The following is a 13,798-nucleotide window of genomic DNA, read 5'->3' as shown; positions in this document are numbered from 1 at the left end:
AGCAACGTATGAGCACTTCATTCGAGTTGGGGATGGGCGACCGGCTGGCCCGGTTGCGGATTCGGCGCAGTCTTACGCAGGAGCGCCTGGCCGAACGGGCTGGGGCCTCCGTTGACGTGATTCGCAAACTGGAACAGGGGCGACGTCGGACGGCCCGGTTGGCCACGATCAATTCCCTCGCCCGGGCACTGGATACCGAGCCGAGCTACCTCGTGGGCCAGCCTTCCACCTTCGAGAATCCGGACCCCCACGCGGAACTACCCTCCGTGTTGGCCCTCCGGCGAGCCATTTCGCCGGTGTACGACCTGTTCGACGGCGAGAACGACCCGGAAGATCCGCCCAGCATCGCCGCGTTGCGCGCCTCCCTCCATTCCACTGACGGCATTCGACGGGAGGGGCGTCTCGGGGAAATCGGGGCGCTACTCCCCCAGTTGATCCACGACGCCCGGGCGGCGGCCCACGCTTCCTCCGGAGCCGATGCGGCGGCAGCGCATTCCGTACTGGCCGTCGCCTATCAGGTGGCGGCGACAACGCTGGCCGCGCTGGGCAAGGAAGACGCGGCCTTCACGGCCATAGAGCGGTCGATGCAGTCGGTTCGGCAGAGCGACGATCCGCATCTCGAAACCCTCGCGTTGTCCACGCTGTCCTGGGTCTTCACCAAGCAGGGGCGCCTCGCGGACGCCGAGGCGGTGGCCTTGAAGCGGGCCGCCGCCATCGAGCCGAATTTCCGGTCCGCGCCGAAGGAACTCGCTCTGTGGGGCGTACTCATCCTCCGCGCGGCAACCGCCGTCGTACGGCAGGAACGTCGCGACGACGTAACGGACCTGCTCAACATGGCCTCGGCCGCCGCCGCCCGCATCGGAACGGACCAACTGGTCTACGCGACGCCGTTCGGTCCGACGAACGCCGGGGTGGCCAAGGTCAATTTCCTGGTGGAAATGGAAAAGGCCCCCGAGGCCATCCAGGCCGCCCGTACCGTTCCCGATATTGATTCCCTACCCCCTACCTGGCGGGCCAGGTTCTACGTTGATCTCGCCCTCGCACACGCGGAACTCCACCAGGACGCCTCGTCGGCCAGGGCGCTACTCACGGCAGAGCAGGCCGCCCCGGAATGGATGCGCTACCACGCGACAACGCGCCGGCTCACCGGCGAACTCCGCGAGCGCTCCACGCGCCGTGACGCTCCGGTTGTCGGGCTGGCCGCCCGGCTGGGCGTCGACGGGTAGGTACGAGTCCTCACGCCACTGATCGATGGTCGATGATGACGGCGACTATGGCGCGTTACGCCGCCGTGGTCGCGCCGTGTGCTGCGGCGATCCGCTCGATATCCGCGACAAGCTTGAAGTCCAACGGCGTCACCACACCGCCAGCGGTGTACGTGGTCATGCTGAAATGCAGCCGCTCCCACCGAATGTCGATGTCCGGATGGTGCTGGAGCCGCTGGGCGGCTTCCGCTACCTCGTTGATGACCTCGATACTTGTGTAGTAGTCCAGTTGGTAGGTCTTCGAGATGCGGCTCGTATCGCCGGACCATCCCGCCCAGTCCGCCAGGTTCTCCTTGACCTCTTCCGCCGTCAGGGGGTCACGCTCGGCCATATGCCTCTCCTAATCTCGATGGTTAATGCGCAGGCTTGAATGAGCGAGTAGTGCGCGCACCTCATCGGTCACGGGGGCATCGTGCCAAGGTGCCAGCCGTTCCCAGGTCAGCTGCAATTCCTGCCATAGGCGGGCCGAATCGACCTGTACCGCTACTCGAATGGCCGCTGCCAGGCCCTCCACCGATTCCTCCGGTTGTCTGCTGTCAGCTAGTGCAGCCGCCCGTCGTGCGGTGAAGGCACCGGAATTCCGCCACTGCGCGCCAGGAACGACCTGGTCCCACAACCGCACGGCTTCCGACCCAAGCCGCATGCGGCTGTAGCAGGTGGCTCGCTGGGTTTCCAGGTAGAGCGGTGTCCTTGTCGCGTTGCCCCACGCGTAGTCGTCATCGATGTGCCCGACGAGTTCGCCGGCTCTGTCGAGCAGCCGATCGACGGAAGTGCGATCACCAACCAACGCATACCCGTGAGCGGCTTGCTGGAGCGCTTGCACTCTCACCTTGGCACAGAGGTGGCTCTCGTCAGCCAGAGCCGCCGAAGCCATCTCGATCGTCGTCGGTCCGTCACCGTCATCCATGGCCACCATGGCGCGGTTGGCCAATGCATGGGCTACGAGTTGCCTGTCGTGAGATCGATGCGCCAGGTCCAGGGTTCGTATTCCCCAGACCGTCGACTGATCGAGTTTTCCAACGTCCTGGTGAAGCCACGTGATCAAACCAGCGAATCCCGCAGCCACCGCCCAGAGCCCCTTTCGGGTACCTCCGTGGCTGAGAGATGCCACATGCGCGACGATTCGGAAGTGTGCAAGGGCAGAGGGCACGATTCGATGGGAGCTATGCGATGCGTCGGCTGCCCACAGTTCGCGGAGTTGGTTCCTGAAATACCCGACGCACTCCGGTGGCACCGCGCGCGACGGAGGTGAACCGGTGGGAATCACGGTGAGTGCGAGGCCGCTGCTATCGGCGAGAAACGTGCGCCTGTCTAGCCCGAGTCCGACGTGCTGCTCGAACCGCGTCAGAGCATCCGTGAGGGCCAACGAGGCAGGAACGGGTGCGCCCGTCAGCCAGTGGGGCGACACGCCGAGCGCCCGCGCGAGGAACGGGAGCCAGTCGTGTGGGGTGCGCAGCCCTCGCTCGTACCGACTGATCTCGTTCCGGGTCAGGCCCCCGGACGTCAACCCAGCCAACTGGTTGGCCTTGGCCGCAAGCTTGCCCTGCCCTAAGCCGAGTTCGGACCGACGTTGTCGCATCCGCTCGCCAATGGTCGTGCGCTCCATGCTGGCCCCTACCTGGCCCCCACCGCTGCCCTGTCTCGCGACTCCTCCCTCCAGTTGTATCAGCGGAACTGGTCTTCTGAGTAAGGGAAATGGGGTGCGTGATGGTCGTGGACTCGTCGCAGCTCACCTCCGGGCCGCGAGCCTGGATTCCGCCCGGTGAGGGCGTCAACTGGTCCTCCATCGGTCAGCACGGTTGGGACGTCATCAGCCTGCCGACCTGGTTGGGCAACCGTGTACTGGCCGAACTCGGCGAGGAAAGTGGCGCCGTCATCCAGGACGACCTTGTACACACCATGACCTGGCTCGTTCCGCTCGGCTCGGCCGAGGAGTGTGCCCTGCCGCCCGAGGCGGACACGACGGGCGACGAGGGAAAGATCTTCGTTCCGGGCATGGCGCGGACGCGCACCACGTACTGGCGCGTCAAGCCGGACGCCCAGCGGCTGTTGACCGACTGCGTCCGTCTGCTCGCCGCACTCGAAGCCGTTCAGAACAACTCGCGCCCCGGGCGGCCAGCGTCATGACGGACACGAGACTCGACTGGTGCCCGCCGCGCAGTGACACCGTCTCGTTGCTGCCCGCCGGCCGGGACTGGGACGCCGTACGCACCGACGCCGCCACCGCCCGCTGGGCCTTCCCCATCCTCAGCGGCCCGTATGAGAGCGCGGCCATCGTGGACCCGTACACCTGCTCCACGTACTGGCTCCTACCACCGGGTGAGGCACACGACTTCATCCACTGGCAGCGCCTGCACCCCCACGTGGCCGTGCTCCCGGCCAGGTCCGGTACGCACTACGTCGGCATCCCGCCCGCGCACCGCCGTACGGGCCCGGGGTTGCACTGGTACGTGCCGCACAACTGGTCCGGCCGCTACCTCACCGAACCCGCCTACCTCGCCGCCGCCCTCACCCCCGCTGTCCACGCCGCCCACGGCCCCCGCAACAACCGGTAACCGCCATGACCCACCGACGCCGTTACCGCTACGTGGAGATGAGCCTGGCTCCTGATCCGGCGGCCGATCCGTACACCGTCCGCGCCACATGCCTCACCTGCGCCGACCAGTCCCCGGAACCCGAACCGTCGGAGTCCATCACCGGCCAGCACCAGCAGGCTCAGCGCTGGTGTACGAGCCACGCGGCCCGCGATCATCCCGACGGCCGCCATTTCCGCTACACCGCTCATGTGACCTTGCGGTGGCTGGTCACGCCCGCCGAGGACATCGGGCCGAGTGCTGGACCGTAGGCGGGGTGGAGAGACGGTCCGGACTGTCGCGTCGGGTGCTGTGGTGTTGGGTGCTGGCACCTGCGGGTGGGGAGTGCGGTTGGCGGGTGGGCGGGGGGCCGGGGGTGACGCTGGCTGTGCCGCCTTGCGAACGGGGGCGGCGTGGCTGGCGTGGCTGGTGAGTTGGCGGTCCAGCATTCCTGTACGTCAGCGTCGCGTGTGCGAGCGCAGCTAGTCTGTGAAGCCTGGCCAGCAAGGGGGCGCTGTGGGCGATCTGCCGAGTTTGAGCGATAGGTCGGAGTTCGCGGAAGTTGCAAAAAACTGGGGTGTCGCGCGATAAACCCGCAGGTCAATTGCTCTGGTCCCCGCGCGCGCGGGGATGGTCCCGCTTCGGGCGTGGCCGGGGAGGCGTCTGCGGGCTGGTCCCCGCGCGCGCGGGGATGGTCCCGCGGTGGCCGGCGGGTGCGCGGGCATCGGCGGCTGGTCCCCGCGCGCGCGGGGATGGTCCCCGGTACGACAAGAGCGCCGCGTGGCTGGCCGCCTGGTCCCCGCGCGCGCGGGGATGGTCCCCGCATACGAACGCGAAGTTCACCGCTTGCCCTCTGGTCCCCGCGCGCGCGGGGATGGTCCCACGTGGATCGTCACGAGCTTGGCCGTGTCGGGCTGGTCCCCGCGCGCGCGGGGATGGTCCCCGGGCCGCCCTCCAGAGGTACGCCGAGTGCACCTGGTCCCCGCGCGCGCGGGGATGGTCCCGTGAAGCGCTGGCGGGGGCCGTCTGCGGTCGCCGGGGTGCTGGTCCCCGCGCGCGCGGGGATGGTCCTGGTCCTGGTCCCGCGTCATGGTGGCGCTGGTCCCCGCGCGCGCGGGGATGGTCCCCAGCACGCTGACCTTGCCCGCGCGGCACTCGGTCTGGTCCCCGCGCGCGCGGGGATGGTCCCAGCACCACCCTGACGAGCCTGCCCTCGACGCTCTGGTCCCCGCGCGCGCGGGGGTGGTCCCTCGCCGGCGTTCAGCGCGTGCGCGCTGGTCGCCTGGTCCCCGCGCGCGCGGGGATGGTCCCCCTCGTGAACTACATCAACCCGCCCGGGGGTGCTGGTCCCCGCGCGCGGGGATGGTCCCGCCAGCTTGGCGGTGACCCGGTTCGGCTCGACCTGGTCCCCGCGCGCGCGGGGATGGTCCCTCGCGCTCCTTGGCGGCCAAGGCGTCGCGCTCCTGGTCCCCCCGCGCGCGGGGATGGTCCCAAGTCGCGACGGGTGGGCTCCTGGCGCCGTTGCTGGTCCCCGCGCGCGGGGATGGTCCCCGGGTCGTGGCCGCCGACAAGGTCGTCGCCGACTGGTCCCCGCGCACAGGGACGACGAACCCACCCCACCCCCACCCGAGGCTCAATCAAGCCCCGCTCGTGCCACCCGCCCCGCGTTGCGTGACTCATAGGGCGGCAGCCGCCCACCCGGTACCGTGGTCCGAATGACCACCTCGCGGGATCGAGCGGCACGCAGGACCCGGGGAGCCGGGCAGCGCGACGGCGCCCGTGGGGCGCCGCGCACGTTGGCGGAAGAGTTGCGGGGACGCCCCGACAGCGCGCTCGAACTGTTGCTGCGCGCCCGGCCTGACCTGCTCAATCCGGTGCCGAACGACCTCACCCAGCTCGCCACCAGGGCGGGTACCCGGGCGTCGGTCGTACGGGCCGTCGAGCGGCTGGACCGGTTCGCGCTCCAGGTCGCCGAGGCGCTGGCCGTGGCGCCCGACCCGTGCCCGTACGAGACGTTGCGCGACCTGCTGACCGGCGACCCGGGCACGCTCCCGGAGCCGAGCCCCGGCGCGAACGCCGACCCGCACGCGCCCCCGGCGCTGAGCCCGGGCGCCGGCGAGCGCCCGGACTCGCCCTCACGGTCCGGCATCAGCACCAGCGAAAAGCCAGGCACCGCCCCCACCACCGCGTCCCCCGACGACATCCACGCCGCCCTGCCCCACGCGGTGGCGACGTTGCGGCGGCAGGCGTTGGTGTGGGGTGGGGACGACCGGCTGCGCCTCATCCGTACCGCCCGCGAACTGCTCGCGCCCGCCGCCGCCAGGCCATCGCCCACCGGGCTCGGGCCGACCGTCGCGGAGGCCACGGCGGGGATGTCGCCCGGGCGGTTGCAGGAGGTCATCGCCGCGGCGGGGTTGCCGGCCACGCATGATCCCGTGACCGCTGTCGCGGCCCTGACCAGCCTGTTCAGCGACCGTACGCGGATGGCGGCGCTGCTCGACCAGGCGCCGCCGCAGGCGCGCGCCGTGTTGCGGAAGCTGATGTGGGGGCCGCCGTACGGCTCCGTGTCCGCCGCCACCGCCGAGACGGCCGCGGCGGAGAACGGCCTGGGCCAGGCCCCACACCCCGACCTCGGGCCAGCCGGCGCGCCGCAGGCGCACGCCACCGCACAGGGTGAGCCCGCGCACGCCGCCTCCGGCCCCGCTCCGCACCTGCGCTGGTTGCTGGCCCGTGGCCTCCTGTTGCCCGCGGGCCCCCGCAACGTCGTCCTGCCGCGCGAGGTCGCGCTGCACCTGCGCGGCGGGCGCGCGCACCGCACCGTCGAACCGGTGCCGCCACCGCTCACGCCGCTGGCCGAGCGGCGTACACAGGTTGTGGACAGCGCGGCGGCCGGGCAGGCGTACACGGCGCTCGCGACGGTGGAGGAGTTGCTCACCGAGTGGCAGAGCGGCGGGCCCGCCGTGTTGCGCGCCGGCGGGTTGAGCGTGCGCGACCTCAAGCGGACCGCCGGCGCACTCGACGTACCGGAGTCGATGGCCGCGTTCTGGATCGAGCTGGCCTACGCGGCCGGGCTGCTGGCGTCGGACGGCGAGGCGGACGAGCGGTTCGCGCCGACGCCGGCGTACGACGAGTGGCTGCGGCTGCCCGCCGAGCAGCGGTGGGCCCGGCTCGCCACCGCCTGGCTGGTGGCCACCCGTACGCCGGGGCTCGTCGGTGGCCGGGACGCCAAGGGGCGCACGCTGGCGGCGCTCGGGCCCGATCTGGACCGGGGTGCCGCGCCGGAGGTGCGCCGGCGCGTGCTCGGGCTGCTGGCATCGCTGCCGGCCGGGGGCGCGGTGCCGGCCGACGCGTTGCTGGCCAGGTTGGCGTGGGAGCGGCCGTTGCGGGGCGCGGCCGGGGCCGACGCGCCCCCGGGCGACGACCCGCGTTCCCGGCTCGCCCGCTGGGCGCTCGCCGAGGCGGAGGAACTCGGCGTGACCGGTCGCGGGGCGCTCGCGGCGCACGGCCGCGCGCTCATCGGCCCGAGCGCGCCGCCCCAGCCGACCCCGACGCCCGAGCCGACCCCGACGCCCGAGCCGACCCCGACGGCCGAAGCACCCGCCGAACAGCCCGACTCCGCCGAACAGCCCGGTCCCACCGAGCACACCAGCCCCAGCGAACAGGCCACCCCGACCCCCGCCGAACTGGCGGCCTCCGGCGCCGCCGCCGCGCGACTGCTGGCCCCGCTGCTCCCCCAGCCGCTGGACCACGTACTCCTCCAGGCCGACCTGACCGCCGTCGCGCCGGGGCCGCTCGAACGCCACCTCGCCGACGTGCTCGGCGTCCTCGCCGACGTCGAGTCCAAGGGCGGCGCGACGGTCTACCGCTTCACGCCCACCTCCGTACGCCGCGCGCTCGACACCGGCCGCACCGCCGCTGACCTGCACGCCTTCCTCGCCGAGCACTCCCGTACGCCGGTGCCGCAGCCGCTGGCGTACCTGATCGACGACGTCGCGCGCCGGCACGGCCAGTTGCGGGTGGGCGCGGCCTCCGCGTACGTGCGCTGCGACGACGACGCGCTGCTCACCGAGATCCTGGCCGACCGGCGCTCGTCGGGGCTGCGGTTGCGCCGGCTCGCGCCGACCGTGCTGGCCGCCCAGGCGGACCCCTCGGTGCTCCTGGAGCGGCTGCGCGAGATGGGGTACGCGCCCGCGGCCGAGTCGGTGGAGGGCGACGTGCTGGTGACGCGGGCCGACGCGTACCGCACCCCGCCGCGCTCCGCGCCGACCCCCGTGCCCGACGGTCCGCCGGTGCCGGACGAGACGCTGCTGCACGCGGCGGTACGGGCGATCCGCGCCGGCGACCTGGCGGCGACGGCCGCGCACAAGCCGGCCGCGCCGAGCGGCGACGAGGCCACCCCTGACGCCACCCCCGACGCCGCCCCGGGCACGGCCGCCGACCGGCCCGCCCCGGCGGCCACCGGCGCGGGCCGGCTCCCGCGCACCACGTCCGCCGAGACCCTGGCCACCATGCAGGCGGCGGCGCTCACCGGCTCCGCCGTGTGGATCGGCTACGTCAACGCGGACGGCGCCGCCAGCCAGCGGGTGATCGCCCCGGTGCGGGTCGAGGGCGGGTTCGTCACGGGGTACGACCACACCGCCGACGAGGTCCGCACCTACCCACTGCACCGCATCACGGGCGTCGCCGAACTGGCCGACGACGCGTTGTGAGCCGGCGGGACCCCCGCTGGCCCCGCCCGACGCCCCACCTCCGCGCGGCGGGCCACCGCCACCGTGGAACCCCGCTGACGGCCCACCCGAGCGGCCCGCCCCAGCGGCCCCCCACTCCCGCGTGACCGATGCCACCCCGGCACCCCGCCCCGATGAGCGACACTGGCTGTTTGGCCGCCCATCGCGCGGCGGCCCCCGGACGCCGTACCTGCCGCCGCCCACGCGGTGCGCTCGCGCGGTCCAGGGCGGCCCGGGTGGTCGCCGATGCCAGCCGGTCACCAGTGGAACCGGTCACCAGCGGAAAGGGCGAGGCAACGTGAACGGACCCCTCATCGTCCAGAGCGACAAGACACTCCTCCTGGAGGTGGACCACGATCAGGCCGACGCCTGCCGTCGGGCCATCGCCCCGTTCGCGGAACTGGAGCGCGCGCCGGAGCACATGCACACCTACCGGGTCACCCCGCTCGGCCTGTGGAACGCCAGGGCAGCCGGGCACGACGCCGAGCAGGTGGTGGACGCGCTCGTGGAGTTCTCCCGGTACCCGGTGCCGCACGCCCTGCTCGTGGACGTCGCCGAGACGATGGCCCGCTACGGGCGGCTGCGCCTGCTCAAGCACCCCACGCACGGGCTGGTCCTGGAGAGCAGCGACCGGCCGGTCCTGGAGGAGGTGCTGCGCTCGAAGAAGGTGCAGCCCCTGGTCGGGGCGCGCGTCGACGAGGACACCGTCGTGGTGCACCCCTCCGAGCGCGGGCAGATCAAGCAGACCCTGCTCAAGCTGGGCTGGCCGGCCGAGGACCTCGCCGGGTACGTGGACGGCGAGGCGCACCCGATCGAGCTGGACGAGAGCGAGTGGTCGCTGCGCCCGTACCAGAAGCAGGCCGTCGAGGGTTTCTGGCACGGCGGCTCCGGCGTGGTCGTGTTGCCCTGTGGCGCGGGCAAGACGCTGGTCGGCGCTGGCGCGATGGCCGAGGCCAAGGCGACCACACTGATCCTGGTCACCAACACCGTCTCGGCCCGGCAGTGGAAGCACGAGCTGGTGCGGCGCACCTCGCTCACCGAGGACGAGATCGGCGAGTACAGCGGCACGAGGAAGGAGATCCGGCCGGTCACCATCGCCACGTACCAGGTGCTGACGACGAAGCGGAAGGGCCTCTACCCGCACCTGGAGCTGTTCGACTCCCGCGACTGGGGGCTGATCGTCTACGACGAGGTGCACCTGCTGCCGGCGCCGGTCTTCAAGTTCACCGCCGACCTCCAGGCGCGCCGCCGCCTCGGCCTGACCGCGACGCTCGTACGGGAGGACGGCCGCGAGTCGGACGTCTTCTCGCTCATCGGCCCCAAGCGCTTCGACGCGCCGTGGAAGGAGATCGAGGCGCAGGGCTACATCGCGCCCGCCGACTGCGTCGAGGTGCGGGTCAACCTGACCGACAGCGAGCGCCTGACGTACGCGACCGCCGAGGCCGAGGAGAAGTACCGCTACTGCGCGACCACCGACTCCAAGCGGCGGATCACCGAGGCGCTGGTCAAACGGCACCACGGCGAGCAGACGCTGGTCATCGGGCAGTACATCGACCAGCTCGACGAACTCGGCGAGCACCTGGGCGCTCCGGTGATCAAGGGTGAGACGACCAACGCGCAGCGGGAGCGGCTGTTCGACGCCTTCCGGGCCGGCGAGCTGTCCGTCCTCGTCGTCTCCAAGGTGGCCAACTTCTCCATCGACCTGCCCGAGGCGACGGTGGCCATCCAGGTCTCGGGCACGTTCGGGTCGCGGCAGGAGGAGGCCCAGCGGCTCGGGCGGGTGCTGCGGCCGAAGGCGGACGGGCACGAGGCCAGGTTCTACTCGGTGGTCGCCCGCGACACGATCGACCAGGACTTCGCCGCCCACCGCCAGCGGTTCCTGGCCGAGCAGGGCTACGCGTACCGGATCGTCGACGCGAGCGAACTCCTCGCGGACGAGGACGCGTGAGGTCGTCGTGGGTCCCTCATGAGGTCACCGTAGGGTCGTCATGAGGCCGCCGTGGGGGCGGGTGGTGTGAGGTGGGCTGTGCGCGGCGGACCGTAGGAGGGTGTGTTGTGCGGAAGGTTCGTGGGCCGGTGGTCGCGGTCGCGGCGGGAGTAGGGGCAGGCCGGTCGGTACGGGGCGGTCGGGTACAGGTCGGTCGGGTACGGGAGGCTCGGGTACGGAAGGGTCGGCTGGGGCTACTTCTTCTTCACGCCCGCGTCCTTGTAGTCGCCGAGCACGGCCACGCTGAACGCGGCGCCCGCGAAGGCCCGCACCGCGTGCAGCGCGGTGCCCAGCGGGCGGCGGGAGCGCGGGAGTTCGCCGGTGCGCGGCGTGGAGGCGGTGGCACAGGCGGCCGTCGACCCGGGGTTCACCGGGGCGGAGCCGTAGCCACTGGTCGTCGGGGCGAGGGGCGCTGAGGTGATGGTCGCGATGCTCATGTACTCCATCATCGATTCCGCGAGCGGCTCGGGCATCGGCCTGCCGATGTAAACGTCGGTGGGCGCCCCTCCCCCTGCGGTCCTATGGCATCCCCTACGGGAGGTGGAGACCGACCCTGAGATTCCCGTCCCGCCCGCACCCGAGCCGGAGCGGGGGAACCGCGGCCGGCCCCGTGAAAAACCAGTCGCGTCCGCCTGTCCTCGTGGTTAAACTCTCGCTCTTCCCCGGCCATGCCGGGTTCCCCGCCTCCCTCACCGCCAGGGAGCGCCGCCGTCCGGACGGAAACCGGGCGGTCCTCGCTCACATCCGCGCGTAGGCGCCGTACGCCGACGTGCGCCCTCGCGCGCCCGTCGGCGCACGCGGGCGTCCACGCGCGCTTGGTACGCCCTCGTACAACAGCCGGAGGCCACACCGTGCCGTCGCACGCCCAGCAACCCGCCGCACCCCTGCCCACCAGCGCCGACGAACCACCCGAACCGACCTCGGGCGGCACCAGCGCCACGGGTGGAGCCGACGAGGCCGACGCCGCCGGCGGTGGGCCGCTCGCCAGGGAGCGCGCGCACCTGGCCGCCTCGCGGGCCGCGCTGCGGGCCATGCGTCAGGACGCGGAGGCGCTCGACACCCGGGACACGGCCGGGAACTGGGTGAGCGCCGAGTCGCTGCGGCACACCATCGACGAGCGGATCAAGGCGCTCGCCGACCTGTCCGACACCCCGCTGTTCTTCGGCCGCCTCGACTACGGGCACGACCACCACACCACCGAGACGCCCGCCGCGCCCGCCCCGGCCGACCGGCCGGCCCCGGGGAGCACGGTGGACGAGGTCGGCGACCGGTTCTACATCGGGCGCCGGCACGTGCACGACGCCGACGGCGAGCCCATGGTCATCGACTGGCGCGCGCCCATCTCCCAACCCTTCTACCAGGCGTCCCCGAAGAAGCCGATGGACGTCGTACTGCGCCGGCGCTTCGGCTACACCGGCGGAGAGTTGACCGCGTACGAGGACGAGCCGCTCAGCGGCCCCGACGCCGACGGCGACGAGCGCACCAGCAGGCTCCTCCAGTCCGAGATCGAGCGTCCGCGCGTCGGCCCGATGCGCGACATCGTCGCCACCATCCAGCCGGAACAGGACGAGATCGTCCGCGCCGGCATCGGCGGCACGGTCTGCGTGCAGGGCGCGCCCGGCACCGGAAAGACCGCCGTCGGCCTGCACCGGGTGGCGTACCTGCTGTACGCGCACCGCGAGCGGCTGGCCCGCACCGGCACCCTGGTCATCGGCCCCAACCAGTCCTTCCTGCACTACATCGAGCAGGTGCTGCCGGCGCTCGGCGAACTCCAGGTCAAGCAGGCGACGGTGGCCGACCTGGTGGCGCACGTGGAGGTGCGCGGCACGGACAGCGCGGAGCGGGCCCGGATCAAGGGCGACGCGCGCATGGCCGAGGTGCTGCGCCGCGCGCTGCGCTCCGGGGTGCGGATGCCGCGCGAGTCGGTGGTCGTGGTGCGCGGCTCGCGCCGGTGGCGGGTGCCGGCGTACGAGGTGGAGGAGATCGTAAGGGAGTTGCTGGCCCGCGACATCCGGTACGGGGCGGCCCGCGCGGCGCTGCCGCAGCGCATCGCGCACGCCGTACTGGTGCGCATGGAGCAGTCCGGCGAGGCCCCGGACGACCGGGTGCAGGACGCGGTGGCCCGCAACGCGGCGGTGAAGGCGGCGGTCAAGGAGATCTGGCCGGCGGTCGACCCGGCCAAGCTGGTGTTGCGGCTGCTGTCGGACGCCGACGCGCTGGCCGAGCACGCGGCGGGCATCCTCACCGAGGAGGAGCAGCGCACGCTGCTGTGGGAGAAGCCGGCCCGTGGCCCGAAGTCGGCGAAGTGGTCGGCGGCGGACGCGGTGTTGATCGACGAGGCGGCCGACCTCATCGAGCGCACGCCCTCGCTCGGGCACGTGGTGCTGGACGAGGCACAGGACCTGTCGCCGATGCAGTACCGCGCGGTGGGCCGGCGCTGTACGACGGGTTCGGCGACCATCCTCGGCGACATCGCGCAGGGCACCACGCCGTGGGCCACCGGCAGTTGGGCCGAGGCGCTGCACCACCTGGGCAAACCGGAGGCCAGGGTCGAAGAGTTGACGCGCGGCTTCCGCGTGCCGCGCGAGGTGATCGCGTACGCCTCGCGGCTGCTGCCCTCGATCGCCCCTGACCTGACGGAGGCGACCTCGGTCCGGGAATCCCCGGGCTCGCTGGAGTTCCACCGGGTGGCCACGGAGGACGCGGGCGAGGGGAGCGCGGCGCTCGACGCGGAGGTGGTCGCGGCCTGCCAACGCGCCCTGGCTCAGGAAGGGTCGATTGGTCTCATCGCCGCCGACGCCCGCGTCCCGGCCCTCGCCGATGTCCTCACGTCGGCCGGCCTCAGCTACCTCTCCCCCGGCGAGGAGACCACGGCCGACGCCCGCCTCACCCTGGTCCCGGCCTCGCTCGCCAAGGGCCTGGAGTACGACTACGTGGTCCTCGACGAACCGGCCGCGGTGGTGGCCGGCGAGCCGCTGCTGACCGGCCCGACGACGCGACCGGCCACCACCGATGCCACGGGCGAGGCCGGTGCCACGGACGCCCCCCGCGTTCCCGCCCACCGCACCGGCCTGCGCCGCCTCTACGTCGCCCTCACCCGCGCCGTCTCCGGCCTGACCATCGTCCACGCGCAGCCGCTACCGACGGAACTCGCGCGGGGGGAGGGTGGGGTGGGGGTGTAGGGCGACGTCGGGGCGGGTGGGGCGCAGGTCCCGTGCGCCGTGCGAGCCCAGCGTTGCGCACTGC

Annotated in this window: 10 protein-coding genes and 1 CRISPR repeat array; of the genes, 7 read left to right on the top strand and 3 right to left on the bottom strand. The window is 72.5% G+C overall.

Annotated features, from left to right (window positions below; all coding sequences use genetic code 11):
* The first annotated feature begins 8 nt into the window (after positions 1-8).
* Positions 9-1,226 (top strand): helix-turn-helix transcriptional regulator, encoded by a 1,218-nt coding sequence (locus OYE22_RS19625; protein WP_277321625.1) that lies wholly within the window; start codon positions 9-11, stop codon positions 1,224-1,226.
* Positions 1,227-1,281: 55 nt separating this feature from the next.
* On the opposite strand, the gene OYE22_RS19620 is transcribed toward OYE22_RS19625, so the two are convergent.
* Both OYE22_RS19620 and OYE22_RS19615 read right to left on the bottom strand, forming a co-directional pair.
* Positions 1,282-1,596 (bottom strand): 4a-hydroxytetrahydrobiopterin dehydratase, encoded by a 315-nt coding sequence (locus OYE22_RS19620; RefSeq protein ID WP_277321624.1) that lies wholly within the window; start codon positions 1,594-1,596, stop codon positions 1,282-1,284.
* Positions 1,597-1,605: 9 nt separating this feature from the next.
* On the bottom strand, positions 1,606-2,871 hold the full coding sequence (locus OYE22_RS19615) for a helix-turn-helix transcriptional regulator (protein WP_277321623.1): 1,266 nt from the start codon (positions 2,869-2,871) through the stop codon (positions 1,606-1,608).
* A 101-nt stretch (positions 2,872-2,972) separates the two neighbouring features.
* Between OYE22_RS19615 and OYE22_RS19610 the strand changes: the two genes are divergently transcribed.
* The 5 genes from OYE22_RS19610 (at position 2,973) to OYE22_RS19590 (ending at position 10,513) form a co-directional block, all read left to right on the top strand.
* Positions 2,973-3,392 (top strand): hypothetical protein, encoded by a 420-nt coding sequence (locus OYE22_RS19610; protein ID WP_277321622.1) that lies wholly within the window; start codon positions 2,973-2,975, stop codon positions 3,390-3,392.
* Positions 3,389-3,820, top strand: a complete 432-nt coding sequence (locus tag OYE22_RS19605; RefSeq protein WP_277321621.1) for a hypothetical protein — start codon at positions 3,389-3,391, stop codon at positions 3,818-3,820. Before OYE22_RS19610 ends, OYE22_RS19605 begins: the two co-directional genes overlap by 4 nt.
* Positions 3,821-3,825: 5 nt before the next feature.
* Entirely contained in the window at positions 3,826-4,110 is a 285-nt protein-coding gene (locus tag OYE22_RS19600; RefSeq protein WP_277321620.1) for a hypothetical protein, read from the top strand.
* Between the two features lie 335 nt (positions 4,111-4,445).
* Positions 4,446-5,442: a CRISPR direct-repeat array (repeat unit 21 nt; unit sequence CTGGTCCCCGCGCGCGCGGGG).
* Between the two features lie 111 nt (positions 5,443-5,553).
* The gene (locus OYE22_RS19595; RefSeq protein ID WP_277321619.1) at positions 5,554-8,547 is read left to right on the top strand and encodes a helicase-associated domain-containing protein; all 2,994 of its coding nucleotides are present in this window, start codon (positions 5,554-5,556) and stop codon (positions 8,545-8,547) included.
* A gap of 316 nt (positions 8,548-8,863) precedes the next feature.
* Entirely contained in the window at positions 8,864-10,513 is a 1,650-nt protein-coding gene (locus OYE22_RS19590; RefSeq protein ID WP_277321618.1) for a DNA repair helicase XPB, read from the top strand.
* Between the two features lie 233 nt (positions 10,514-10,746).
* Here the strand turns inward: OYE22_RS19590 and OYE22_RS19585 are convergent, their stop codons facing one another.
* The gene (locus OYE22_RS19585; RefSeq protein WP_277321617.1) at positions 10,747-10,989 is read right to left on the bottom strand and encodes a hypothetical protein; all 243 of its coding nucleotides are present in this window, start codon (positions 10,987-10,989) and stop codon (positions 10,747-10,749) included.
* A 564-nt stretch (positions 10,990-11,553) separates the two neighbouring features.
* On the opposite strand from OYE22_RS19585, the gene OYE22_RS19580 reads away from it, so the two are divergent.
* Positions 11,554-13,734 (top strand): AAA family ATPase, encoded by a 2,181-nt coding sequence (locus OYE22_RS19580; protein ID WP_277324216.1) that lies wholly within the window; start codon positions 11,554-11,556, stop codon positions 13,732-13,734.
* Positions 13,735-13,798 lie beyond the last annotated feature (64 nt).

Source organism: Streptomyces sp. 71268, from assembly GCF_029392895.1.
In the GTDB taxonomy this organism is placed as follows: Bacteria; Actinomycetota; Actinomycetes; order Streptomycetales; family Streptomycetaceae; genus Streptomyces.
This window is presented reverse-complemented; position numbering and strand designations above follow the sequence as displayed.

What these genes read in the sequence shown, in the direction of transcription:
- OYE22_RS19625 (WP_277321625.1), top strand. Translation starts at nt 9, where the DNA reads ATGAGCACTTCATTCGAGTTGGGGATGGGCGACCGGCTGGCCCGGTTG.
- OYE22_RS19620 (WP_277321624.1), bottom strand. Translation starts at nt 1,596, where the DNA reads ATGGCCGAGCGTGACCCCCTGACGGCGGAAGAGGTCAAGGAGAACCTG.
- OYE22_RS19615 (WP_277321623.1), bottom strand. Translation starts at nt 2,871, where the DNA reads ATGGAGCGCACGACCATTGGCGAGCGGATGCGACAACGTCGGTCCGAA.
- OYE22_RS19610 (WP_277321622.1), top strand. Translation starts at nt 2,973, where the DNA reads ATGGTCGTGGACTCGTCGCAGCTCACCTCCGGGCCGCGAGCCTGGATT.
- OYE22_RS19605 (WP_277321621.1), top strand. Translation starts at nt 3,389, where the DNA reads ATGACGGACACGAGACTCGACTGGTGCCCGCCGCGCAGTGACACCGTC.
- OYE22_RS19600 (WP_277321620.1), top strand. Translation starts at nt 3,826, where the DNA reads ATGACCCACCGACGCCGTTACCGCTACGTGGAGATGAGCCTGGCTCCT.
- OYE22_RS19595 (WP_277321619.1), top strand. Translation starts at nt 5,554, where the DNA reads ATGACCACCTCGCGGGATCGAGCGGCACGCAGGACCCGGGGAGCCGGG.
- OYE22_RS19585 (WP_277321617.1), bottom strand. Translation starts at nt 10,989, where the DNA reads ATGAGCATCGCGACCATCACCTCAGCGCCCCTCGCCCCGACGACCAGT.